This is a genomic window from Butyricimonas sp. Marseille-P2440, from assembly GCF_900091675.1.
Lineage (GTDB): Bacteria > Bacteroidota > Bacteroidia > Bacteroidales > Marinifilaceae > Butyricimonas > Butyricimonas synergistica.
The window spans coordinates 1,166,479-1,191,646 of record NZ_LT594609.1; the positions used below are offsets into that span (position 1 = coordinate 1,166,479).

At 43.5% G+C, this 25,168-nt stretch carries 21 protein-coding genes and 1 tRNA gene; 15 read left to right on the forward strand and 7 right to left on the reverse strand.

The window, feature by feature from the left end:
• Positions 1-122: 122 nt before the first annotated feature.
• From BN8899_RS10490 to BN8899_RS10510, 5 genes are read left to right on the forward strand one after another with little or no spacing between them, the layout of a single operon-like run.
• Positions 123-860, forward strand: a complete 738-nt coding sequence (locus BN8899_RS10490; RefSeq protein WP_026207472.1) for an MlaE family ABC transporter permease — start codon at positions 123-125, stop codon at positions 858-860.
• Positions 860-1,624, forward strand: a complete 765-nt coding sequence (locus tag BN8899_RS10495) for an ABC transporter ATP-binding protein (RefSeq protein WP_018337566.1) — start codon at positions 860-862, stop codon at positions 1,622-1,624. Before BN8899_RS10490 ends, BN8899_RS10495 begins: the two co-directional genes overlap by 1 nt.
• Before the next feature lie 20 nt (positions 1,625-1,644).
• Positions 1,645-2,559: a DUF4296 domain-containing protein gene (locus BN8899_RS10500; protein ID WP_187376848.1), complete on the forward strand. Its 915-nt coding sequence runs from the start codon at positions 1,645-1,647 to the stop codon at positions 2,557-2,559.
• A 15-nt stretch (positions 2,560-2,574) separates the two neighbouring features.
• Positions 2,575-2,901 (forward strand): hypothetical protein, encoded by a 327-nt coding sequence (locus BN8899_RS10505; RefSeq protein WP_065219336.1) that lies wholly within the window; start codon positions 2,575-2,577, stop codon positions 2,899-2,901.
• Between the two features lie 23 nt (positions 2,902-2,924).
• Complete coding sequence (locus tag BN8899_RS10510) at positions 2,925-6,167, forward strand: S41 family peptidase (protein ID WP_065219337.1); 3,243 nt, start codon at positions 2,925-2,927, stop codon at positions 6,165-6,167.
• 45 nt (positions 6,168-6,212) lie between these two features.
• Here the strand turns inward: BN8899_RS10510 and BN8899_RS10515 are convergent, their stop codons facing one another.
• Both BN8899_RS10515 and BN8899_RS10520 read right to left on the reverse strand, forming a co-directional pair.
• Entirely contained in the window at positions 6,213-7,676 is a 1,464-nt protein-coding gene (locus BN8899_RS10515; RefSeq protein ID WP_065219338.1) for a PspC domain-containing protein, read from the reverse strand.
• Positions 7,677-7,687: 11 nt separating this feature from the next.
• On the reverse strand, positions 7,688-8,023 hold the full coding sequence (locus BN8899_RS10520; protein ID WP_018337561.1) for a PadR family transcriptional regulator: 336 nt from the start codon (positions 8,021-8,023) through the stop codon (positions 7,688-7,690).
• A gap of 306 nt (positions 8,024-8,329) precedes the next feature.
• Between BN8899_RS10520 and gpmI the strand changes: the two genes are divergently transcribed.
• The 3 genes from gpmI to BN8899_RS10535 all read left to right on the forward strand — a co-directional run bounded on the left by gpmI (position 8,330) and on the right by BN8899_RS10535 (position 11,007).
• Positions 8,330-9,850 (forward strand): 2,3-bisphosphoglycerate-independent phosphoglycerate mutase, encoded by a 1,521-nt coding sequence (gene gpmI / locus BN8899_RS10525; RefSeq protein WP_065219339.1) that lies wholly within the window; start codon positions 8,330-8,332, stop codon positions 9,848-9,850.
• A gap of 428 nt (positions 9,851-10,278) precedes the next feature.
• A complete protein-coding gene (locus BN8899_RS10530) occupies positions 10,279-10,866 on the forward strand; it encodes a DUF3109 family protein (RefSeq protein ID WP_018337559.1) in 588 nt (195 codons plus the stop codon).
• Between the two features lie 65 nt (positions 10,867-10,931).
• Positions 10,932-11,007: transfer RNA gene (locus BN8899_RS10535), tRNA-His, on the forward strand.
• Between the two features lie 122 nt (positions 11,008-11,129).
• Here BN8899_RS10535 and BN8899_RS20945 read toward each other — a convergent pair.
• From BN8899_RS20945 to BN8899_RS10550, 3 genes are read right to left on the reverse strand one after another with little or no spacing between them, the layout of a single operon-like run.
• The gene (locus BN8899_RS20945) at positions 11,130-12,158 is read right to left on the reverse strand and encodes a hypothetical protein (protein WP_187376850.1); all 1,029 of its coding nucleotides are present in this window, start codon (positions 12,156-12,158) and stop codon (positions 11,130-11,132) included.
• On the reverse strand, positions 12,055-12,972 hold the full coding sequence (locus BN8899_RS10545) for a hypothetical protein (RefSeq protein ID WP_065219341.1): 918 nt from the start codon (positions 12,970-12,972) through the stop codon (positions 12,055-12,057). Before BN8899_RS10545 ends, BN8899_RS20945 begins: the two co-directional genes overlap by 104 nt.
• Positions 12,956-14,251, reverse strand: a complete 1,296-nt coding sequence (locus tag BN8899_RS10550; protein ID WP_187376852.1) for an O-antigen ligase family protein — start codon at positions 14,249-14,251, stop codon at positions 12,956-12,958. Before BN8899_RS10550 ends, BN8899_RS10545 begins: the two co-directional genes overlap by 17 nt.
• Before the next feature lie 163 nt (positions 14,252-14,414).
• Between BN8899_RS10550 and BN8899_RS20950 the strand changes: the two genes are divergently transcribed.
• A complete protein-coding gene (locus tag BN8899_RS20950; protein ID WP_187376854.1) occupies positions 14,415-14,648 on the forward strand; it encodes a hypothetical protein in 234 nt (77 codons plus the stop codon).
• 40 nt (positions 14,649-14,688) lie between these two features.
• Here the strand turns inward: BN8899_RS20950 and BN8899_RS10555 are convergent, their stop codons facing one another.
• Both BN8899_RS10555 and BN8899_RS10560 read right to left on the reverse strand, forming a co-directional pair.
• Positions 14,689-15,174, reverse strand: coding sequence for a hypothetical protein (locus tag BN8899_RS10555; RefSeq protein WP_065219343.1), 486 nt, complete (start codon positions 15,172-15,174; stop codon positions 14,689-14,691).
• 373 nt (positions 15,175-15,547) lie between these two features.
• The gene (locus tag BN8899_RS10560; protein WP_231932324.1) at positions 15,548-16,564 is read right to left on the reverse strand and encodes an IS110 family RNA-guided transposase; all 1,017 of its coding nucleotides are present in this window, start codon (positions 16,562-16,564) and stop codon (positions 15,548-15,550) included.
• A 589-nt stretch (positions 16,565-17,153) separates the two neighbouring features.
• Between BN8899_RS10560 and BN8899_RS10565 the strand changes: the two genes are divergently transcribed.
• From BN8899_RS10565 to BN8899_RS10590, 6 genes are all read left to right on the forward strand, one after another.
• Complete coding sequence (locus tag BN8899_RS10565) at positions 17,154-17,903, forward strand: putative HlyD family type I secretion protein (RefSeq protein ID WP_065219344.1); 750 nt, start codon at positions 17,154-17,156, stop codon at positions 17,901-17,903.
• A gap of 30 nt (positions 17,904-17,933) precedes the next feature.
• Positions 17,934-18,245, forward strand: a complete 312-nt coding sequence (locus BN8899_RS10570; RefSeq protein ID WP_065219345.1) for a hypothetical protein — start codon at positions 17,934-17,936, stop codon at positions 18,243-18,245.
• Between the two features lie 12 nt (positions 18,246-18,257).
• Positions 18,258-19,193, forward strand: coding sequence for a retropepsin-like aspartic protease (locus tag BN8899_RS10575; RefSeq protein ID WP_065219346.1), 936 nt, complete (start codon positions 18,258-18,260; stop codon positions 19,191-19,193).
• A complete protein-coding gene (locus tag BN8899_RS10580; RefSeq protein WP_065219347.1) occupies positions 19,190-21,379 on the forward strand; it encodes a peptidase domain-containing ABC transporter in 2,190 nt (729 codons plus the stop codon). Before BN8899_RS10575 ends, BN8899_RS10580 begins: the two co-directional genes overlap by 4 nt.
• Positions 21,380-21,607: 228 nt before the next feature.
• Entirely contained in the window at positions 21,608-24,496 is a 2,889-nt protein-coding gene (gene gcvP, locus BN8899_RS10585) for an aminomethyl-transferring glycine dehydrogenase (RefSeq protein WP_065219348.1), read from the forward strand.
• 65 nt (positions 24,497-24,561) lie between these two features.
• Complete coding sequence (locus BN8899_RS10590) at positions 24,562-25,137, forward strand: RNA polymerase sigma-70 factor (RefSeq protein ID WP_065219349.1); 576 nt, start codon at positions 24,562-24,564, stop codon at positions 25,135-25,137.
• Positions 25,138-25,168: the final 31 nt, after the last annotated feature.

A 25,168-nucleotide genomic window follows, 5' to 3' on the forward strand; every position in this document is an offset into this window, starting at 1 on the left:
TTAAAATTAAATTTCATCTTATTGTTGTCGAAATTAGTAATAAATCCGTGAATAATTTCTATTTTTACGATAAAATTTGAAGAAGGAGGACAAGGAGGGTCTTATATAAGGAGTTAATGCAGATGAAAGCTTTAAATAGGATAGGGGAGTACATATTGTTTATGGGGCGGATGTTCACCAAGCCCGAGAAGAAGAGAGTATACTTGAGAGAATTAGTCAACGAGTTGGAGAAACTGGGGCTGAATTCTATCGTGTTGGTGGTGATAATCTCTTTTTTCATTGGAGTCGTGTTGACTTTGCAAACGGCTTACAATATGTCCAGTCCTCTGTTGCCCCGTTATTTGATTGGTTATCTTACCCGGGAAACCTTGTTGTTGGAATTTTCTTCCACCATCGTGAGTTTGATTCTTGCCGGAAAGATCGGGAGTAACATTGCTTCCGAGATCGGGAGCATGAAAATCACGGAACAGATAGAGGCTTTGGAAGTGATGGGAATAAATTCTGTATCTTATCTCGTGGGACCTAAAATTGCGGCAGCATTAATTGTTAATCCTATTCTTTACATATTCAGTGTTTTTATCGGGATTATCGGGGGTATCCTCTCGGGTATCGCTACCGGGGTGGTCAATTATGACGATTACATCCACGGGCTTCATTTTTCATTTAATCCTTATTACGTGACTTACTCGATCATCAAGACCTTGTTCTTTGCCGTGATATTTACATCGATTCCTGCGTTTTACGGGTATTCCGTACAGGGTGGAGCTCTGGAAGTCGGTAAGGCGAGTACGAAAGCGGTTGTCGATAGCAGTATCGCGATCTTGCTTATTAACGTGATATTAACCAAAATATTATTGTAATGATACGGGCGGAAGGAGTATGTAAATCATTTGATAAAAAGCAGGTATTGTTTGATATAGATGCCGTGTTCGAGCCGGGTAAGGTGAATATGATTATCGGAAAAAGTGGTTCGGGAAAAACTGTTTTGTTGAAATCTTTGATTGGTTTACACACGATCGATGCGGGAAAGATATTTTATGACGACCGGGATATTACAGTGATGGATTCCAAGCAATTGAAGGAAATCCGGAAAGAATTGGGCGTGGTCTTTCAAGGTGGCGCTTTGTTCGATTCTCTTTCCGTCATGGAAAACGTGAAATTTCCCTTGAATTTGTTCTCTATGATGACCGAGAAAGAAAAGGTCGAACGTGTCCTTTTCTGTTTGAACCGCGTGAATCTTGAAAACGTCGAGAACCTCTATCCTGCCGAACTTAGTGGAGGTATGAAGAAACGGGTTGCCATAGCGAGGGCTATCGTGTTGCAGCCGAAATACCTGTTCTGTGATGAGCCGAACTCCGGGTTGGATCCCTTGACCTCTATCGTTATTGATAATTTGTTGTCGGAGATCACGCACGAGTATAACATGACCACGGTGATTAACACGCACGACATGAACTCCGTGTTCGAGATCGGGGAAAAAGTGTTGTTTATCCACGAGGGGCATAAGGAGTGGGAAGGTTCCAACGAGAATATCATGTACTCTGACAACCAGGCTCTCAACGAGTTCCTTTTCTCATCTAAACTGAATAAATTGGTACGGGAAAAATTAAGAAGAAAATGCTAGAAACAAAAAGACAAAAGGGAATGAAACATATTATATGGGTATTCGTGATTGCCGTTTCTGTCGTTGCCTGCACGAAGAAAGTGGCGTTGAATAAAGACCAGTTTACGGCTTTGCTGATCGATATGCATATGGCGGATGGCGTGTTGAAAATTGCTAATCCGGAGCATCGTGACGAAAAAGACAATTATTTATATTATAACGACCTGTTTAAAAAGTATGGAATCACTCGGTCGGATTTCGACTCCTGTCTGAACTATTACTCCAAGAACTTCACGGCGTTCAACCGGATGTATGATGCGGTAATCGATACGCTTAATCGTCGGCAGACTCAGAAAATGCGGATATTGAGTCAATTTACGAAAGACGATACGATTAATTTATTCTCGGGCTACACGATGACTGTGGCGGATACGATACGTCCGGATTCCACGAACCCGAAAGCACCGAAGAAAGATTCGGTCGTTTATGCCGAGCGTGTCGTGAAGGCGGACACGGTACATTTTGATAAACGGAATCAATTCGTGCTCGTTGAGATGGATAGCATTGTGCCGGGTATGTATAATTTCTATACCGCCTTGAAGTGGAACCGGCGGATCCAGGGAAGGAGGTCTTATATACGGTCTTATTTCTTGTCTGCCGAAAACGACACGTTGAAAGTTCGGGATATACCTGTCAGCACGTATGATTCTATCCGTACGCGGGACTATAATTGGAGTCATTACGTGAAGGATTCTATATATACGAAATTAGTCGTGAAGATAGTGGATAGCGAAATCGATAAAAGGGCAAAAGTAAAGACAAAAGAGATAGACGGTTGGGTAACGAATACCCGTTTGAACCGGGTGTACGTGGGTGACAATAGAAAAAAACAATTGGAGAAAGAGTATGATATCCCTACCTCGGTTCAGAGAAGACCGGATGCAAGGAAAAAATAGAGTTTAGGATTTAAGATGCGAAAGATAGCAGCTAATTATATACTGTTACCCGGGTTTGAATTGATACACAACGGCTACGTGGTGTTGGAGAATGAGCGTGTCGTGGAGGTCGTGGATACCGGTGGAGTGATAAGGGAGATCCCCTGTCTTGAGTTTTACGGAGGAATGATTGTTGCCGATTTTATACGGGAAGAAATCGTGTGGCAGGAAGGAGATCATATCCTGGAAAAAGTAAGGGATTGTTATTCCGGTCGGGACGGGAAAGGTTTGGCGATTATTCAAGGTGCGGACTTTTCTCGTTTTTCTTGGATGAAAGATACCCGTATTTCCAAGCTAAGATAAATTAAAACCAAAATAAATAAAGGATGAATAAAATCGTATTGACTATTACTTTTTTGTTAGTAGGCTTCATGTTGCAGGCAGGACCGCTGTGGATGCGTTACCCGAAAATTTCACCTGACGGGAAGCAAATTGTATTTAGTTATAAAGGAGATATTTATATCGTTTCCTCGGAAGGGGGAGAGGCTCGCCAGTTGACGACTCACCCGGCATACGAATCTCACCCGGTTTGGTCGTCGGATGGGAAGCAGATTGCTTTCACGAGCGATCGTTTCGGAAATTTCGATATATTCGTGATGCCAGCCCGGGGAGGTGAAGCTCGTCGGGTAACCACCAATTCGGCGAGAGAGATCCCCTACACGTTTACGCCCGACGGGAAAGAGATCGTTTATAGTGCTCAAATCCAAGATCCCGCCCAAAGTGCGTTGTTCCCGAAGGGGGCTTTGACAGAATTGTACGCCGTATCGGTAAACGGCGGGCGTTCCCGGCAAGTGTTGGCTACTCCGGCGGAAGAGATTTGTTTTTCCAAATCCGGGGATATGTTCTTGTATCAGGATTGCAAAGGAGGAGAGAACGAGTGGCGGAAGCATCATACTTCTTCCATCACCCGGGATATTTATCGTTATGACATGAAAAGCGGTAAGCATACTCCTCTGATTAGCCGGGCGGGAGAAGATCGTTCGCCTGTTTTATCTCCCGATCAGCAAACCGTTTATTTCCTAAGCGAAAGGGGTGGTTCTTTCAACGTGTATTCTTTTCCTTTGAATAAGCCGTCTGAGGTGAAAGCGGTAACTTCTTTTAAAACACACCCGGTGCGTTTCTTGAGTATTGCCGACAACGGTCGTCTTTGCTTCGGGTACGACGGGGAGATTTACGTGAAGGATGCGCAAGGGAAACCCGTAAAAGTGAAAGTCGATATTATCGGCGACGAGGGGAAAAATAATGTAGCTTCTTTGCGCTTCACTTCCGGAGCGACGAGTGCGGCGGTATCTCCGGACGGGAAACAGGTAGCAATGATTATCCGGGGGAATGTGTTCGTGACTTCTTCAGATTACACGACAACGAAACAGATCACCACCACGCCGGAACAAGAGAAATGGTTGAGTTTTGCCCCGGATAACCGGACGATAGCTTATGCCAGCGAACGGGGTGGAAACTGGAATATCTATACGGCAAGGATAGCCCGGGATGAAGAAGCTAATTTTCCCAATGCCACGTTAATCGAGGAAGAAGCCGTGTTGCCCGCTTCCACGAAAGAACGTTTTGCCCCGCAATTCTCCCCGGACGGGAAGGAATTGGCGTTCATTGAAGACCGCACGAAATTGATGGTTGTGGACTTGAAAACCAAAAAAGTCCGGCAGGTGGCGGACGATAAATATCAATACCGCACCGGGGACGGCTTCACGTACACGTGGTCGCCCGATGGGAAATGGTTTGCCGTGGAAATCATCGGAAACCGCCATGACCCGTATAGCGACATCGCTATCGTGAAGGCTGACGGGAGCGGGGAAATGGTAAATTTGACGAACAGCGGTTATTTTGACAGCAATCCCCGCTGGGTGCTCGATGGAAATGCCATTCTTTTTGCCAGCGAACGTTATGGAATGCGTAACCACGCCTCTTGGGGGTCCTTGCAGGACGTGATGATAGTCTTTATGAATCAAGACGCGTATGATAAATTCCGTTTGAATAAAGAACGCTATGAGTTGTTGAAAGAGGAAGAAAAACGAATAACGGCAGCCGAGGCAAAAGGCAAAAAAGAGGATAAAAAGGAAGATGTCAAAGCGGATAAGAAAGAGAAGAAAGACATTGAGGTCGAATTGAAAGATATTGAAGACCGGGTGATGCGCCTGACTCCCAATTCTTCTTCTTTGGGTGATGCCATCTTGAGTAAATCCGGGGATAAGCTGTATTATATGTCTTCCTTCGAGGGCGGATATGATCTGTGGGTAAGCGACCTGCGGGCGAGAAGTACCCGGGTAATGCACAAGTTGAACAGCGGATGGGCTTCCCTTGAGATGGATAAGGACTGCAAAGAGTTATTCTTGCTAGGTAGCCGTGGAATGCAAAAAATCAACCTGGCTTCCGAGAAAAGATCACCAGTCGCTTATTCCGCCGAGATGGAAATGGATTTGGCAGCAGAGCGGGCGTATATGTTCGACCGGGTGCGCCGCCAAGAGGCGAAGCGTTTCTACACGAAAGATATGCACGGAGTGGATTGGGCAAAATTGACAAAGGAGTACGAGAAATATTTACCTTATATCAATAATAACTACGACTTCTCCGAGATGTTGAGCGAGTTGCTGGGCGAGTTGAACGTGTCGCACACGGGTTCCGGTTATCGTTCCGGCGGGAATGGAGATGCTACCGCGGAGTTAGGGTTGTTTTTGAATCCGGATTACAAGAAAGACGGTTTGTTGATTGATGAAGTGATCGAGAAAGGACCTTTCGATCATGCCCGTTCCAAGGTAAAAGCCGGGATGATCATCGAGAAGATCGACGGTCAGGAGGTGAAAGCGGGAATGGATTACTATCCTTTGCTGAATAACAAGTCGGGCAAACGGGTGTTGGTGTCTGTTTACGACCCTTCAACAAAAACCCGTTGGGAAGAAATTGTCCTCCCGATAGGAAAAGGAGCCCTTAACGGCTTACTATACAAACGTTGGGTAAAACAACGTGCTGCCGACGTGGATCGTCTTTCCGGTGGTCGGTTGGGATACGTGCATATTTCCAGCATGGATGACCCGAGTTTCCGTTCCGTGTATTCAGATATTCTTGGTAAATACAATGACCGGGAGGGAATAGTTATTGACACGCGTTTCAACGGGGGCGGACGTTTACACGAGGATATAGAGATATTATTCAGCGGCAAAAAATATTTCACGCAGGTAGTTCGCGGTCGGGAGGCTTGCGATATGCCTAGCCGCCGTTGGAACAAACCGTCCATCATGTTAACCTGCGAGGCGAATTACTCGAACGCGCACGGTACGCCTTGGGTGTACAAGCACCAGGGACTGGGACGTATCGTCGGGATGCCTGTGCCGGGCACGATGACCAGCGTGTCTTGGGAATTTCTGCAAGACCCGTCGCTTTTCTTCGGGATCCCTATCGTGGGGTATCGTTTAGATGACGGGAGTTACCTGGAAAACCAGCAACTGGAACCGGACGTGAAGATTGCCAATTCGCCTGAAAAGATCATCCAAGGTGAAGACGAGCAGCTAAAGAAAGCGGTAGATGAATTGTTAAAAGACATCGATAGCAAAAAATAAAAACAGAGCGGCAGACCAAAGGGATAAAAGGTCTGCCGCTTCTTTTTACCGGAGAGCTTTGAGTTTCCGGTCTTGCATGATGAATAATGTTTTATTGTCGTTTAGTCCAGAATATAAAAGGTTTGTGTGCCTGTTTTCTTTTAAGTATTTTGCGGTCTGTGGGGTAAATTGTATACGTGTGCCTTCGGGCAAATAAACAAGAATTTCCACTCTCTGCGCCCTCCATTTATCATTCAGTTGAGCGTAATTATCGAATCGTAGGGTATCGTTTCCGTACGTGTAGTCAAAAGTTACACTTTTCCAGTTTGGCTTGTTCTCGTGGGTACAATACCGCACGACGATTGCACCTTTGTTATTGTGAGAAGGGTAGACTGTAAAATGAGGTTTAAATACTCGGTTTTCATCGAGTTGAACTACTTCTTTTCCTGTATAGTATATTTCCACGGGAACGGTGTAGCGATCATTCACTTGAACCGTGAGCGTTTGGGACTTATCTAGTTGTAAACTTTCTTCATAGTCTTTTGTCTGTGGAGTCCAAGTCGATCCTTCGCTAATACCCACGGAGATAACCATAACTAGACCGATGAGCCATCCGACGAGGGCAAAAAGGGCGATCGCCTTGTTGTTGCTCTTGAAGGAGAACAACAATTTGATCGCCATGAAAATGACCATGATAATAGGAATTCCCAATAGGAACAGTATTCCGATTTTGCAAAAGACTAGGTTTGTTGTCGAGAGGGCATAACTTATTCCCATGTAGCTGTCGCCCCACGGATACCAGTGAGGTAAAAATAGGGCGGAAAGCAGCGAGAACAAGGAAAATATACCACCGGCAAAGAGTATCATTCCCAAGAAAATGACAACAATTCTAGCCACGATTCGTAATGCTTTCGTGATGCCTCTCCCGACATAATTGACGTATTTAGTTCCTTTGCTGTTTTTGACCTCTTGGTATTCTTCTTTGAACGAACGTTCTATATTAGAGACGTTTATGTCTTGTCCTTTCATCTCCAGTTTCTGCATTGCCGTTTTTGCCTTGGGCACGGCAATCCATAAGATAATATACACGATAAAGAATATCCCGTAATAGAACGTCATAATGACAAAACATACCCGGAGCAACAAGGGTGAAATCCCCCAGTAGGCAGCCATTCCCCCGGCAACACCCCCGAGAACCCGGTTGTCCGGGGAGCGGTATAATTTTTTCCCTTGTTTGGGAGTCGTCTTTTGAGGCTGTTCGTCCTCGTCGATAATATCGGCAGGGGAACCCATCGTGGCGATCACCTGTTCGACATCATTGATGGTGATTACTTCCCGGTATTGTCCTTTCAGGTATTCCGTGAATAATTCGCCGATGCGGTTTTCGATATCGTCCATGATTTCGTTTCCGTCTTCTTCCCGGGAGTAGTATGTATTGAGCGTGTTGATGTAAGTCTGCAACTTATCCAGAGCGTCATCATCAATATGGAAAATCTTTCCGCTAAGATTAATCGTATATGTCTTCTTCATGATCGTGGAATTTAGCTATTATGGTTTTCTTTAATGTTGTTCACGGCAGCGGTCAGTTCATTCCAGGATGTTTCCAGTTCTTTGAGGAATTCCCGTCCCGTTTCCGTGATGCTGTAATACTTGCGTGGTGGACCTTGTAATGATTCCTCCCAGCGATATGAGAGCAGTCCCGTGTTTTTGAGGCGGGTCAGCAAAGGGTAGATCGTGCCCTCGACAACGATCATCCGGGAAGACTTCAGTCTGCTGATTATATCCGGCACGTAAGCGTCCTTCTGTGCGATAATCAGCAAGATACAGTATTCCAGAATCCCTTTTCTCATTTGAGCCTGTGTGTTCTCGATATTCATATCTTGATTTGTTTAGTTTTGCATGACAAAGATATGAATAAAAAATAGTATTATGCAATACACAGTACTATAAAAATAATAAGAATTATTCGTTTTTATTTGTGATGCATTGATATTCATTTGATTAGTGTGTTTATATTTTTTGTCGCGAAAAAATAGACTGTATTGTGATGAATTTTGGAGGGCAAGTCGTTTCGAGGCAAACGTTTTCGTTGATTTTCCCTGAAAATAAGGCGTTAAAGTGAATATTATAATTTAACTTTGCTAATCGTTTAGAAGATAAGAATAAGAATAAATAAAGTAGATATGAAAAAAGTATTGTTGATGATATTGGATGGTTGGGGTATTGGTAAACACGACCATTCAGACGCGATCGGGAGTACGCCGACCCCGAATATCACGGGGTTGGCAAGTTGTAATCCTCGTTCATTACTTTACACGAGTGGTGAAAATGTAGGTTTGCCGGATGGACAAATGGGTAATTCCGAAGTCGGGCACTTGAATATCGGTGCGGGACGGGTTGTTTATCAAGACCTGGTAAAGATCAACCGGGCTTGCCGTGACCACTCGATCGCTCAAAATCCCGAGATCGTGAAAGCGTTCACTTACGCCCGCGAGAAGGGGAAACAGATACATTTCATGGGATTGGTTTCCAACGGGGGGGTGCACAGTTCTCTGGATCATCTTTTCGCCCTTTGCGATTTGGCGAAAGAGTTCGGCGTGGAGAAGGCTTTTGTTCATTGTTTTATGGACGGGCGTGACACCGATCCCAAGAGCGGGAAAGGTTTTATCGAAGAATTGGAAAATCACATGAAACAATCCGGAGGACGGATCGCTTCCATCATCGGGCGTTATTACGCCATGGACCGGGACAAACGCTGGGAACGCGTGAAAGAGGCTTACGATTTGATCGTGAAAGGCGTGGGAACTCCGGCAACCGACCCCGTGGCAGCCATGCAGGCTTCCTATGACGCGGGCGTGACCGACGAGTTCGTGAAGCCGATAGCGTGTGTCGACGAGGCGGGTAAACCGTTGAGCACGATACAGGAGGGCGATGCGGTGATCTTCTTTAACTTCCGTAACGACCGGGCAAAGGAATTGACGATCGTGTTGACCCAGGAAGACATGCCGGAGTTCGGTATGAAGACCCTGCCATTGCACTATTGCACGATGACTCCTTATGACGCTAAATTCAAGGGATTGCATATCCTTTTCGATAAAGACAACGTGGTGAATACCATCGGGGAATATATTTCCAGTCAGGGGTTGAAGCAATTGCGTATCGCCGAGACGGAGAAATACGCGCACGTGACTTTCTTCCTGAATGGCGGGCGGGAGGAACCTTTCGAGGGAGAATCCCGTATCCTGGTGCCTTCTCCTAAGGTGGCTACTTATGACTTGCAACCCGAGATGTCCGCTCCCGTCGTGACGGAAAAGATCGTGGAGGAGTTGAACAAGGGGGAGGTCGATTTTATTTGCTTGAATTACGCTAATGGCGATATGGTGGGACACACGGGCGTGTACGAGGCGATACAGAAAGCGGTTGCCACTGTAGACGAGTGCGTGGGGAAAACGGTCGCCGCTGCCCGCGCCAACGGCTATGACGTGCTTATCATTGCCGATCACGGGAATGCCGACAATGCCGTGAACGAGGATGGAACGCCCAATACGGCACACTCGCTGAACCCCGTGCCTTGTATCTGGGTGACCGATTTGAAATGCGATCATTTGCGTGACGGCGTGTTGGCGGATGTCGCTCCCACGGTGTTGGCTATCATGGGACTTCCACAGCCTAAAGAGATGACGGGTAAATCCTTGTTGGTTTAAACATATAGAATACCACAATTTGCAACTAGTGGAAGGGGAGGTAAGTTAATTCTCGAATTAACTGCCTCCCTTATTTGTTTTTACACGGGTAGCCTTTGAGTTGATATTTTTCCTCCCGTTTTCAAGGAGAGTTCCCAGAGTATTCAGTAATTTTAATTGTATAAATCATAGATATATAAAGTATTTTCTCTGTATTAACTTTTATTTAATTTCTATTAAAATACTATTAATTTCCTTTTATAATAGGTTTTGAATAGGAGATGAATAGGAGTTGAATGGGAGATGGTATAAAGTAAGTATAATAGATATAAAACAATAATATATGTTATTTAACTTATCTCTAGCTAAACACGAGAGAAATAGGGATAAGATTATTGTAACTTTGAAAAAACATTTTCAATTTTGTACTTTCAATTTTCAATTAAAATATGATACAGATAGGAGATACAATTATAAGCCTTGATATTTTCGAGAAGAAGTTTTGTTGTGATTTGGCGGCATGCAAGGGCGTGTGTTGTGTGGAAGGAGATTCCGGGGCTCCATTGGAGGAACAAGAGGCAGAATTGATCCGGGAGAATTACGAGAAGATTAAGCCGTACATGAAGCCGGAGGGCAGGGCTGCTGTTGTGGAGCAGGGATTCTCTGTGGTCGACATGGAAGGCGATCTGGTGACCCCGTTGATCGGGGGACGGGAATGTGCCTACGCGATAGAAGAGGGGGGAAGTTGCTGGTGTGCTATCGAGAAATCGTGGAGCCGGGGCGAAAGTAGTTTCCGGAAACCTATCTCGTGTCATTTGTACCCGATCCGGGTGAAGCAGTACCAGAATTACGAGGCAATGAATTACGACCAATGGAAGATATGTGACTGTGCCAGGCTGAAGGGTGAGCAAGAGGGAGTTCCGGTGTACGTATTCCTGAAAGATGCCTTGATCGCGAAATACGGGGAGGAATGGTACGAGCAGTTGTGCTACGCAGCCCGGGAGATCGAAACGGGAAAAATTAAATTCCGACGATAAATTTTTTGTGGCTTTTCTTTGCGAGAAACGAAACTTGTTCTATCTTTGCAGCGCAAAAGCAAAATGGTGGATGTAGCTCAGTTGGTTAGAGCGTCGGATTGTGGTTCCGAAGGTCGCCGGTTCGAACCCGGTCTTCCACCCCCCTCACGAGAAAGCGGAGAATGAAAATTCTCCGCTTTTTTTACATATTGTCGGGCAAGACTCTGGTGCTTTTCCGCCGTGGCGAATTTCGCCACGGCGGAAAAGGGTTTGTTGCAGCTAAATTACCAGAAGATGATTTCCCCGTTTGAACACGTGAATATTCTTTCCTCTACTCCCGTGGTGAGGTTGCGTAGCCAGTATAGGGCGTTCTTGGGAACATTGTTGTATTCGAGGTCGAAATTGTCGCCTTGCTGTGTACCGAGGGATTGCCAGCCATTCGAATCGTGGTAGAATAATTCGTATAGGTTGCCGGGGTAGATTCCGTTCCCGTCGTTTCTTGGTAAGCAAACGAGTTTGCTGATGGTTACGGGGGTGGGGAAGCGAATGACGAGTTCTTTATTGTATATTGTCGCATAGGTTAATGGATCCCCATCGATGGTGGCTTGGTAGGTGGGGGCGACGGTACCTTGTATTTGTTTGCCTTCGGGATTGGTGAAATACAATTCAGCAATATGTTTGTTGAACGTTTTGGGGATGCGGTACCACTGGTATTTTTTAGTGGGGTGCATGTTATGGACTTCGTGGTGTAGTTTCTCGGGTGTGTTTAAAATGAAGACGGTATCCGTATGTTTGAAGTTTTTGTTATTGGAGGCTTCGATAATTGTGCCTGTAAGTTTTTCCATGTAATAGGAGAGCATACCTGATAAATCCGGGTTTTTGCGTTCTAGATGGAGAGTGATGGTTTCGTTGGAAGGGGTAAGATGTTTAACGGTTCCTTTGGAGGTGAGGATAAACGGGTAATTGAAAAGGAGAGGTGTTCCGGATGGGGTGTAATAGATGGGGAGATAAACGATGTTTTTTGATACTTGTCGGAATGTCGCTTTGCCGTGTGATATTTCTCCCGCAGCAATGGGTTGCCATTTTAAATTATTGAATGTGCATAGGTAGGCGTGTCGGGGTGAAATTCCGGAATTGTTTTCAATTTGGATGTCGATAGTGGCGTTGTATTGATCAGTTACGTCTTGTATGAACGGGTTTTGAAAGAAATCAGGAATGTACTCGTCTTGTTCTGGGACGAGGTACTGGTTGTGGGAAAACGTGTGTCGGTATATTTTTGCTGTTTCGGTATATTTTTGCTGTTCTTCGATCAAAAGCTCCCGTCACAGTCGTGGGGCGGTACAAGAGTGGCGGATCGGTGCGCCAGTAATGATAACCGTTGCGATTGGAATAAAAAGGGATGCAGTCAATCATAGAAGGGAGTCCTACCGAACGATGTTCCCACGTGTCTTTGTATGCTATGAAATAGCAATCCCCGGAAGGGGTGGTCTTCAAAAGTTTGTTGATGAGTTTGGAGTCTGTTTTTTGAGGGGGATTCAGGTTAAAATTCGATTTTAGATTTCTGAAATTGTATATTAGTGCATTCAAGGGATTGTTTCGAGAGGTTACTTGCATGGAGTCTCTCCAAAGGTCGAGGCGTTCGTGTCCGAAACGATAGGGAAGGACGTACTCGAGGAAGAAATCGAAGGGAATGACGTCGAGTATTTTTTGCTTTTCGGCAAGTTCGAACGAGGCGTCGATGTGTCGGGTGAGGTAGACGGCGGTGATGTGTTTCACGTCTTCTTCTCGGTATGTGTTGTTATAGTCTTGAATGAAGTGTTCCAGTATGATGTCGTAAAGTTTTTTGTAGTAATAGGAAGTTGCCGTGTCCCGGTCGATGATTTGCCGATATTGATCGATGGTGTCCCCCCGGAGGGTGTAGTGTCCGGGCATGTTCTCGATCAGGAAACGGGCGGCTTGCCATTTTAGGCTGTCGTCGGGGGACGAGTAATGTTGTAACACTTTTTCCAGTTCCGTCCGGTTTTCTCCGGCAAGGGCAAGAGCCTCGTCGAGTTTGGAAGGACTACATCCGACAAGAATGGAGACAATGCAGCAGAGTGCAAGTAGATGGTTAATTATTTGTTTCATGGTTTGTTGTTTTTAAGTATTCTTGAACTTCTTTCCTTGCTTTAAGGACAGTGTTGTTTATCACTCGTGCGGGTAGTGCGAGTATTGTTTTGCTTAATTGGATACATTGTTCTTTTTCGTTTTTGTCTTTTGCTATTAACCATAACCCGTAAAACGGTAACACGTGGTTGGGGGTCATTTCTTTGGCTTGTTTGAAATAATATTCGGCGGAGTCCCGCTCGTGTTTATACAAATGTATCATTCCAATGTCGCAAGAGAGAGAAGAGGTCGGGGCGAGGGTATATAGTTGTTTTTTGACGCCGAGGGTTTCATTTATTCTCTCGTGCCGCAAGAGTTTTATTTCATTGTAGGCGTGTTTTTCTAGTGTCGTGTAAGCTTTTTGGTAAATGAGGTAGACTCGCATGTTAAAATAGATGCTTGTACTAATGATGAGGGTTGGTAATATGTAGGCTTTGGGGCTTGGGTTGAATCTCGTTACAACTTTGCTTTTTTGACCTAGTATCCCGAGTAGTAACGGGAAACAGAGTTTTATCGGGTATATTGACGCCGGGTATGAAAAGAACGCGAAAGTGATCAAGGCGACGAGGCAAACTTGGGCGGTCTGTCCGTGTTTTGTCGATTGGGTGTCGGAGAAAGCGGAAATGAATAAACCCAGAAATAGGAGTAACCCAATTATACCTTGTTCGCAAGCTAGGTGGATGAACTCGTTGAACGCAGTGATGTTGTTATCCGCGATGATTTCCCATTCTTCCCCGGGGTGTTCATTTAGGAATTGAGCTTGGTATAGCATGTAGTTTGCCGGGAAACTACCGATACCGTGCCCGAGTATCGGTTTATCAAGAAACATAAGCGAACTTGAATTCCATGTCAGTAGCCGAACGTCGGCTGAAGGCTTTTTGTAATAATACAAGGCAACGACGAGTAGCGTGGCGAGGAGTCCTACAACTAGTTTCATGTGCCAGTGATGATAGGGTGTATTTCTTTTTATGAATAGGAAGCAAGAGGAAACAAACACGGCAAGCCAAGCCGCTCTTGAATCGGATAGGATTAATGTCGTTGTCAACAGGAGTAAAATGCATGGTAATAGCAAGTGAAAGCCTGTCCATGTGTATGTTTCTTTTTTCCACGTGGAGAGGCATACTATAGTGGATAGGGCGAGGAAGCCGCCGTAAGGTTCCGGGTTCATGAAGCTTCCGGTAATTTTGAACGTGGTGTTATTTGACTCGAGTATTCCAGCGAATTGGCATAGTCCGATGAGGGCTTGTATTATTCCTCCCACTAGTAAAGCGTATAAAAGCCATGTAACGAATTTGGGTTTTCCCCATCTTGTCGAGATGTATATGGCGGTTAGCCCACTCCATTCACACAGGGTTATCGGGTCAAATGTTTCTTTAAAAATGTTTAATCTTAAAACTCCATAAGTGAGGTAAAGGGTGAAGCCTATGTCGGTGGTGGTGATTTTGACGGGAGTGTGGTTTGTGCTTCTTAACCAAACTTGGGTGAGGAGTATGGTTGCGCAAACGGTAGAGATTAGAAATACTGGAAAAACCCCGTCCCATTGGTTGAATATGTTGCCAATCACGGGTGAAAGCATGATTATCCCGCTAAGAATAAAGAATCCGGCGTTATTGATAAGATTGCGAGTCGTTGAATACTTCATTTCGACATGGAGATAAGTTTCGGGGTAACTTTTTAGTCACCCCGAATGGTTTACAATTATTTCTTGGTGTTTTTCTTTCTTAGTGGGAGAGTGAGTATTCCGAATTCGAATTTTTTATTGTTCGTTTCATAGTTGGTATCTATTTTGGACATGTCTATTTTTATCTTCATGAAACCATCTATAATTTTCCGAAGGTCTTTTTCTGGTATTTTTTCTCCTGGAACATCATTTTTGTTGAGAAATAAATAGGCATAGAATATTTTCCCAGATTCGTTGAAGCATAGCATGATTTGAGACGAACCTGGTGTGAATCTAGTACTATCTGGTATAACTGCTTTTTTTACACTATCAACTAAATTTCCCATGTATTTTTGATCCAAAATATAGAAACCACAACTTTTTGTGAAATCTGGTTCCGAGAGATATTTTGGTTTTACAATAAATTTTTCATGTTTTTCTACGGAGAAATCTTTTAAAATTTGTGCGTTTGATATTTTGCTATTTGCTAAAATGGCAAAGATAATTAAGAATATAGTTTTCATATTGTAAATATTATTGGGTTATATATGGGCAGAGTCAACAATCAAGTGCAATATTATGAAATGAATTTGAAGAAGAGTCTTTTGGGTGAGTAAAATTTTAATTTTTCCCTTGGTCTCCTGTTTATTTCTACTAAATATATTGTAAATCAGAGTATTTGTTTTTTTTAGTATAGTACACGTCAACACGAACTTTTCCGACAACACGTGTTGTCAGCTTTCATCTTTATATAATCACTTTCCTCTCCGAGCTTTTTACTCAAACTGGCGTCCTATCCCCTCTAAAGCTTCAGCCTGTTTGTCAAACGAGTTTGGTAAACATCACAAAGATACTGACCTTGCAATCGAGGGTATATCATGAATGGAATAACCCCATCTATGATGCAATTTTAAGGATGTCAATATACTCCTGGTCTTTGGTGAACATGTGCCATATGGCAACCAGTATTTTCCGGGCAATCGCGACTTGTACCTTCATTTTGTTCTTTTTTCTAGCCGTTACTTGTATATAGCTGAACTTGTTAAAGAAAGATCCTTGTGTTTTTGCCGCCGCCCAAGCGCATTCAACGAGCATTCTTCTCAAATATTTGTTCCCGAGAGTAATCTTCCGCCCTTTGATTTTTCCCGCGCACTCCTCGTTCCTTGGTCTCAAGCCGCACCAGGAAACTAGCGCTGAAGTAGTAACAAACATTTTGAGGTCAACGCCGAGTTCTGCAATAATGGATGTGGCAGTTCTTTCTTTCACGCCTGGTATGGTCTGGAGTCGAACTATTTGTTTGGGGTAATACAGGTTGCAAATCTCGGTCATTTTTTGCTGGCATTTGTCTTTATGGCTTTGTAGCATCTCGATCTCGGTCACAAGCATCCCGATGATCTCGGAATCGATTTCAGTTACCACCCCGGTCAATGCGGCGAGTATGGAACCCGTCCCGTGCTTGTTAATCGTGCGCCCGTGAATACATTTTATCAACTCGTTCGGGTCAGAAATACCTCGAGCTAATAGTTTGACGACCTTCTTGTAACTTTTGCTGTCAAGGGTAGAGAGGTAATTACTCGGGCGTATATTGCAGCGTTGTAAATAAGTGTCTAGCTTTACCAGTTTACAGGCTATTTCCTTGTTGAGGTCAAAAATACGTCGGTCGTACTGCCGAAGCTGCTGGATGACAAGCTCAGGAACATAACTTCCCCTGATTAATTCTTTATAAACACAAGTGGCGATCCATTCTGCGTCCTTGACATCCGTTTTTCGCCCGGGGAGTTGTTTGATGAAATAAGGGTTAACCAGTTTTTGATCAAACATGCCTTCCAACACTCGCCAGATAGGTATCCAGTAAATACTGGTACTTTCCATCGCCACTTCTGACACGCCGTAACGTTGTATGTCAGAAGCCATTTTATTCAAATCCGGTGTTAAACACCGTACTTCGACTCGAATATCTTGCCTGAATTGTCCATTATACAAAGGAATACACTATCTTTGTGGACGTCAAGCCCTGTCACGGTTCTGTTGAGTCTATTCATGATGAGGTATTTTAAGTTTATAACCTCAATATACAAATTATCGTGCCAACTGCCGATTTAGAGACAAAGAATTGTGACTAGGGCTTGACTTTTTATGGTACTGGCGTAAAAATCGAAGATTTTTATGTCAGTTTGTGCATGTTGAAATGAAAAATTAGGATGCACCAGTAAATCAGGTTTTGGGTAATGGATTTATCGGAGTGATTGATAAGTTGCTGGAGTCCCTTTGTTGCAAGACTTGAATAAATATGGTTATTGAAAGGAAAAGTGAAGTGAACCCTAAAAGTTAGACAAAAAACTTTTAGGGTTCACTTCACTTTTGACACGACCTCGCAGTTAGGCTATCAGAAGGTGATTAAATGACTTTTCTCTGTGGGTGTTTATTAAAAATAAACTTGTATGTATAAATTTGGAATTTACAAAATTTATGTATAAATTTACAGCAAGATATTCAGATAAATATGAAAATTTTCCCAGATGATATTGTAAATCAGTCGTATGAGCAAATCGTGTATGAACATGGAAAATGTTCAAATATTCTATATAATGTGATTATTTTTACAATAATCGGGATATTCGTATCATTTTTTTTCATATTTATTGACGTTGGTACTGTAACTTTAGGTTCAGTTCAAAATAGGGGGGAGGTAAATGTTATCATTGCACCGGCTGATGGAGTGTTAGGAATTCATGATATTCGCGAAAACGCAAAAGTTAAGCAGGGGGATACGATTTTCACGATAATTGATCAGAAAAGCAATGGTAAATATACGGTTTGTTCTCCAATTAGTGGTGTGTGTGTAAATACTGGTAAATTAGTAGAAGGTTTAAGAGTATTGTTGGGTCAGCAATTGATGGAAATTGTGCCGGATAGTGAGTTTTGTGTTGAATGTAACGTGCTTTCGAAGGATATTGGTTTGTTGAGAGTAGGTTTGCCATGTAAGATTCTGGTGGATGCTTATAATTATAATCAATGGGGTATGTTGAATGGAGTATTGATTGAGATTTCAGAGCAGCCAATTATGAGTTATCAAGGGATGGCTTATAAAGTATATTGTAGTGTAAGTGAAAATTTTTTAGAGCTTAAAAATGGCTATAGAGGGTATTTGAAACGAGGAATGAGTGTGAATTGCAGGTTCGTAATTAACCGACGTAGAATTATTGATTTGCTTTACGATAAAGTTGAAAATTGGATTAATCCTTTAAAATAGAGTAATACTAACTTTAAAAACAAATAGATTATGAGAAAACTTGACGTGGCAGTTTACGATGTAGAAGAAATGAGCCAACGGGAACTTCTTGAAGTTAACGGTGGTTTGGATCCGATTACTTGGACAATACTTGGAGTCGTATTTACGATTATTGGAGCGGTTTCTGCTGTTTATGCATTGGTTAATAATGGGCCTACAGGTTATCATACCGTAGAGTTTGAGGTCGTTATCGGAGAATACGGATATGTTGTAGTGGAGTGTGGAAGGCATCAACCACATGTTGAATATGGGTATCCCGGTCAAAAAAAAGTAATACGATGCAGTTGGCCTGTGGAAGACTAAATCCAGAATGTTATGGTAGGAATAAGAAGTTTTAATATGATGGTTTTGGCTCTGCTTATAGCAGCGTGCAATAATCGTCCACATCCACAAGATATCAAGACGTTGGAACTTGAATGTCGATTTGATAGCGTAAGTAGGGGACTTTTTGTTCCTATCAAGATAGACACAGTCAGTTATTGGTTCATGTTTGATACCGGCTCTGGAGGTTCTGTGATCACCGATCCGGATTTGGATAAAATCGGGTTGAAAGTGAACAGGAGGGACAGTGCGCTTGCGGCGTGGAAAGGATATGGCAAGAAGCATTTTTCCTACTACACGGAGCCTGTTTCAAGGCTAATATTTGATATGCCGCTTAAAGAAAACGTGAAATTTTTAGCTGATACCACGGTGGGTTTGTCTTTTATCGGGTGTGACGTGATTAATCAATTTTATTGGTGGTTTGATTTCGAAAAATTCAAGGTAAAAATTTCTAACACAAGTTTCATTATTGATGATTTGAAAGATTGGATTCAAATTCCTTTTAAAATTGTAAAATATAAAGGAATGAAGGTCGATTTGAAAATTGGTTCCAATTGGATCAAGAACTTTACTTTTGATACGGGGTATGCTAAAAAAGAAGGTATTGATTCTGCTGATGGAATTATTAACGCTTATTTTAGGAGTTCACGAGAGGCAGGAAAATTTCATTCAAAACTAGATGGGAAATTAGGTGAAACTACTTTGATTTGTGATGGAGGGTTTACCACAAGTGAAAGTCGTGGGGGAGAGTGCCCGATATTTGACTCGATAAAAATTAACGGGTATGTTTTCAAAAATTGTATTATTGGAACGTTTAAGGACGAGAGCATTTTTGATGAATCTCGAAAAACAATTACACTAGCGTTCGTTCGCTATTTCCAGCAAATGTATATAGATACTGGTAAGCAAATAATTTATTTGAAGCCATGAAACGTGGAGTTTGTGTCAGGCAGCATGATGTGACAGATTGTGCTGCCGCTTGTTTGGCCTCGGTTGCGGCATATTATGAATCTCGGATTCCAGTAGCGAGAATCCGTCAAATTGCTTATACGGATCGTTATGGCACAAATTTTCTAGGTATGGTTGAAGCAGCCCAGAAGTTGGGGTTTGCGGCGAAAGGGGTAAAGGCATATAAGACGGAAGCAGGCAAGCAGATTGTAAATATACAAAGCCTAAAAAAAATCCCGTTGCCAGCAATTGCACATGTTATAGTTGATGGTAGGTTGTTGCATTTTGTTGTCATATACAAGATATCTAAAGATAAAATTTGGATCATGGATCCGGCGGTCGGAAAAGTTAACGTTCAAAATATCACAGAATTTTCATGCATATGGACCGGAATGTTGTTGTTGCTTGTTCCTGATGAAGATTTTGTGAAGCGAAATGAGAAAGTTTCGATAATATCCCGATTTTGGTTTTTATTCAAGCCGCATCGAAAGGTGTTTGTTCAAGCTTTGTTCGGTTCGTTAATATATACGGCAATAGGTTTAATTTCTGCAATCTGTATTCAGAAAATAATAGATTATGTGATCCCTGACCGCAATTTAAATCTGTTACATCTGATCTGTGTGATATTGACTGTTTCGACATTGCTATCTGTGTTTATAAATTTCATGAGATCGAAAATGATGATGCATGCCGGTATTCAGGTGAATACACGATTAATGCTTGGATATTATCGACATTTATTGAAATTGCCACAATCGTTTTTCGATTCGATGCGTTCTGGAGAGATTCTCTCAAGGATGGCTGATGCTGCACGAATCAATGCTTTTATAAACGGAACGTTCCTGTCAATTGTAATAAATGTGTTTACCGTAATCGTTTCATTTTCTTTGATGTTTTCATATTATTGGAAATTGGCTGCAATTATGTTGGTTTCTATTCCGATATATGCCTTAATGTACTATTTTTACAATAAAGTAAATAAAGTGATCAAGCGGAGAATTATGGAGCAGGGAGCTGATATGCAATCTCAGCTCGTTGAAACAATCCATGCGGCAGGGACGATTAAACGTTTTGGAATTGAAGATTATGCAAATCTAAAAACAGAAGAGAGATTTGTAACTTTAACACGTACTGGTTGGAATTCTGGAATGTATGATTTAAATCTTGGTGCAGCATCAGGGTTGTTCTCTGGTTTTTTTTCTATGGTATTATTTGGGGCTGGTACTTCTTTTGTCCTTGATGGAATTATTACGCCAGGGGAGCTAATGTCGTTCAATTCTTTGACAGGATATTTTATGAGTCCGGTAATTGCCTTGTTGAATGTTAATAATATATTTCAGGAAACAAAGATTGCGGCTGAACGACTATTTGAAATTTTTGATAGAGAGCAGGAGGATGATGACCAATGTAAAATCCCGTTCTCTCGTGCTTCATGCGGGGATATCGTGTTTCATGATATTACGTTCAGATATGGTTCGCGAGAAATTATTTTCGAACATTTCAATATTGAATTTCCTGCGGGTAAAGTGAGTGCGATTGTCGGTGAAAGTGGAAGTGGGAAAAGTACGATTGTGGCATTAATACAGAATCTTTACCCTCTTGTTTCTGGTAAAATTACTGTCGGGGGTATTAATATAAAGCATGTTCGTACAAGTGATTTACGTTCTGCAATTATAGCTGTTCCTCAACGTATAGACCTATTTAACGGTTCTATTGCTGATAATATTTTGCTTGATGATTTGGAGCCTGATTGGGAGCGAGTAAATAGTTTGTGTAAAGATTTAGGTATAGCTGATTTTGCAGATAAGTTACCGCAAGGACTCAAAACATATATTGGAGAGAATGGGATGCAGTTATCCGGGGGACAACGTCAACGGATTGCTATCGCCAGAGCTTTGTACCGAGATCCGGAGATATTAATTCTTGATGAAGCAACATCGGCATTGGACTCAGAATCCGAGGAAATGATTAAAAACATGATAAATAAGTTGTGCGGTAAAAATAAAACGATCATATTAATCGCTCATCGCCTTAGCACTATAAAAAATGCCGATAAAATTTTTTTACTTAAAGATGGAAAACTTGCAGAACAAGGTTCGCATTACGAATTGATGCAATGCAACGGTAGGTATTCAAAACTTTGGAGGCTTCAGTCCGAAACTATTTAATAGTGGTTTATGGATGATTCGTATCATTTGTTTCATGTTTGGAATCCTGGGGCGGTAGGCGATTAATACTTGGATAATAGTTGAGAGTTAGGATAGATGAGATAGGAGGGAAAATACGATAACTTCTTCCCTGTTTTTTTGTATTGAGCGGAATTATGTCTATTTTTACACAATCGTTGACGAATCGATGATTGTGAGTATAAATTATTAATAATTAGGAATAAATAGATGGCAACAGACAAATTTTTGTGGAGACACATAGGACCGCGTCCGGAGGATATCGAGGATATGCTCAAGGTGGTGGGTGTCAGTTCTCTTGACGAGTTGATAGAGCAAACCGTACCCGAATCAATCCGTTTGAAGAAAACGTTGGATTTACCGGCTCCTCTTACCGAGTTCGAGTTTTTCTCTCGGATCAAGGCGGTAGCTTCAAAAAATAAATTGTACAGGACGTTTATCGGGCAGGGATATTATGACACGATTACCCCTGCCGTGATTCAACGGAATATTTTGGAAAATCCGGCGTGGTACACGTCGTACACTCCCTATCAGGCTGAGGTTTCCCAAGGTCGTTTGGAGGCTTTGTTGAATTTCCAGACGATGGTGGTCGAGTTGACCAGGATGGAGATTGCCAACTGTTCGTTGCTGGATGAGGCTACGGCTGCTGCTGAAGCTATGACCATGATGTATGGTTTGCGAGGCAAGGAGATGAAAAAAGCCGGAGCGAATAAATTGTTCGTGGATAACCAAGTGTTCCCGCAGACGAAGGACGTGTTGATTACCCGTTCAGCCCCGCAGGGAATAGAGTTGGTTTATGGTGATTACGATACATTTGAGTTTACCCCGGATGTGTTCGGTGCTATCGTGCAATACCCTGCCGCTAACGGTGAAGTGCGGGATTATAAAGCTTTTGCCGAGCGTGCGCACGCTAACGGTGCGCTGGTGACTGCTGTCGCTGACATGATGAGTCTTGTGTTGCTGACAGCCCCGGGAGAATGGGGTGCCGACGTGGCTGTGGGTACAACCCAGCGTTTCGGTATCCCGATGGCTTACGGTGGTCCTCATGCCGCTTACATGGCAACGAAAGAGGAGTACAAGCGTAATATCGTGGGACGTATTATCGGTGTAACGATTGATGCACAGGGGAATCATGCTTTGCGTCTGGCTTTGCAGACCCGCGAACAACATATCAAACGGGAGAAGGCTTCTTCCAATATTTGTACTGCCAAGGCGCTGAACGCCACGATGGCAGGTTTCTATGCCGCTTATCACGGGCGTGAGGGATTGGAGCGTATCGCTCGTCATATCCACTCGGCTGCCGTGACTCTGGCTGAAGAAATCCAGAAGTTGGGTTACAAGTTGAAGGTGGAGAAATTCTTCGACACGCTTCGTTTCGAGTTGCCGGAAGGTGTTACTCAAGAGGCTGTGCGTGATGCCGCTTTGGAACAGGAGATGAACTTGTTCTATTGTGATTGTGGGTGTGGAAAAGTAGTTGGTTTGTCTACTGACGAGAAAATCAACGAGGAGGAAATCAACACGTTGATTGGTATTTTTGCCAAGGCTGCCGGAAAGAGTGCCGAGCGTGTCGAGTTTATTGACGACCGCACGGTGTTGGAACCCGCGATGTTGCGTGAGGATGAGATTTTGACGCAATCCGTGTTTAATATATATCACTCGGAAACCGCTATGATGCGTTACATGAAGAATCTGGAGAGAAGAGATATCTCTTTGGCTACTTCCATGATCTCGTTGGGTTCTTGCACGATGAAGTTGAACGCCGCCGTGGAGATGTTGCCTATTACTTGGCCGGAGTTTGGCGGTTTGCATCCGTTTGTTCCGCTTTCTCAAGCAGAAGGCTACCAACAGATGATCCGGGAAACGGAGGATATGTTGTGCAAGGTGACCGGTTTTGCCGGATGTAGTTTACAGCCTAATTCGGGTGCTGCCGGAGAGTACACCGGGTTGATGGTGATTCGCCAATATCATATCGCTAGAGGGGAAGGACACCGGAACGTGATTTTGATTCCCGCTTCCGCTCATGGAACGAATCCGGCTTCGAGCACGATGGCTGGTTTCAAGATTATTGTGACGGCTACCGACCCGGAAGGAAATATCGATGTGGAGGATTTCCGCAAGAAGGCTATCGAGCATCGTGATAATCTGGTGGGTGCTATGATCACTTACCCGTCGACTCACGGTATTTTCGAGGAGTCGATCAAGGAGTTGGCGGATATTATTCACGAGAATGGCGGTTTGTTCTACATGGACGGTGCTAACATGAATGGGCAATGCGGTTTGACAAACCCCGGTACAATTGGTGCTGACGTGTGTCATTTGAATTTGCACAAGACGTTTGCTATGCCTCACGGTGGTGGTGGTCCCGGTGTAGGTCCTATCTGTGTGGCTCCTCACCTGGTGAAATTCTTACCGTCGCACACGATGGTGAAGACCGGTGGTGACGAGGGTATTCATGCCGTTGCTGCCGCTCCTTACGGTTCTGTGGGTATGTTGCCCGTGACTTATGGTTACCTGCTGATGCTGGGTGGCGAAGGTCTGGAAATGGTGACTAAGATGGCTATTTTGAACGCTAACTATTTGGCTTCTTCATTCGAGAAGTTGGGCTTCAAGATTCTATATAAAGGTAAAAAAGGTCGCGTAGGTCACGAGATGATCTGGGATTGCAATATGTTCAACAAAGAGTACGGAATTTCCGAGTTGGATATTGCCAAGCGTTTGATGGACTTCGGTTTCCACGCTCCTACTTTGTCTTTCCCTGTTCACGGGACGTTGATGGTTGAACCGACGGAGAGCGAGCCGAAAGAGGAATTGGATCGCTTTATTGCGGCATTGACCACGATTCGTGAGGAGATGATCGAAGTGGGCGAGGGTAAGGCTGACAAGACGGACAACGTTTTGAAGAATGCTCCCCATACGCACAAGGTGTTAACGGCAGACGAATGGTCTCACGCTTACCCGCGTAGCAAGGCGGCTTACCCGCTGGCTTGGGTAGCAGAGAACAAGTTCTGGCCGCAGGTAGGTCGTGTAGACGACGGTTACGGTGACCGTAATCTGATGTGTACTTGCGATCCGCTTGAATCTTACGCGGAGGAGAATTAGTTTTATAATATAGGAGGGAAGCGTTCTATGAGGTGTTAGAACGCTCTCCTCTTTTCTTTTTTTCAATGGAGGACGAGGTTTTGGATCAAGATGCTTTGCTCGATTTGTTAGCACGGCATGATAACCGGGCTTATCAATATTTGTATCAGTGTTACTACGTGGCGTTGAAATCTTTGGCAAATTATTACGTGAAAGATAATGACGTGGCGGAGGACTTGGTTCAGGATTCTTTTGTCTCGATGTTGGAGAGCGGATACACGTTCAAGACCGTGAATGAGGTGAAATATTTCTTGTATAGTTCACTGAAAAATAAGTGTATCAGCCATTTCAGAAAACAGAAGGTGCGGGATAAATACTATCAGGAGATTTTGTCCTCGCAGACGGAAGAAGAACACTTTTGGGATAAGGTGTTGGAGGAAGACGTGTATGCCCGGCTGATGGCTGCCGTCGATACGTTGCCGCCTCAATGCAAAATGGTAATGATGTTGACCCTTGAAGGATTGACGGGGACGGAGATTGCCGGGAAACTGAATATTTCGTTGGATACCGTGAAGGAACACAAGAGTAGCGGTAAAAAGAAGTTAGCCGCCCAATTGAAGGACGGTGAACTGCTTTGTCTGATCGGGTTGCTATGGTTCTGATGTGATAAATTATTTTGTTCGGAATTCGTCT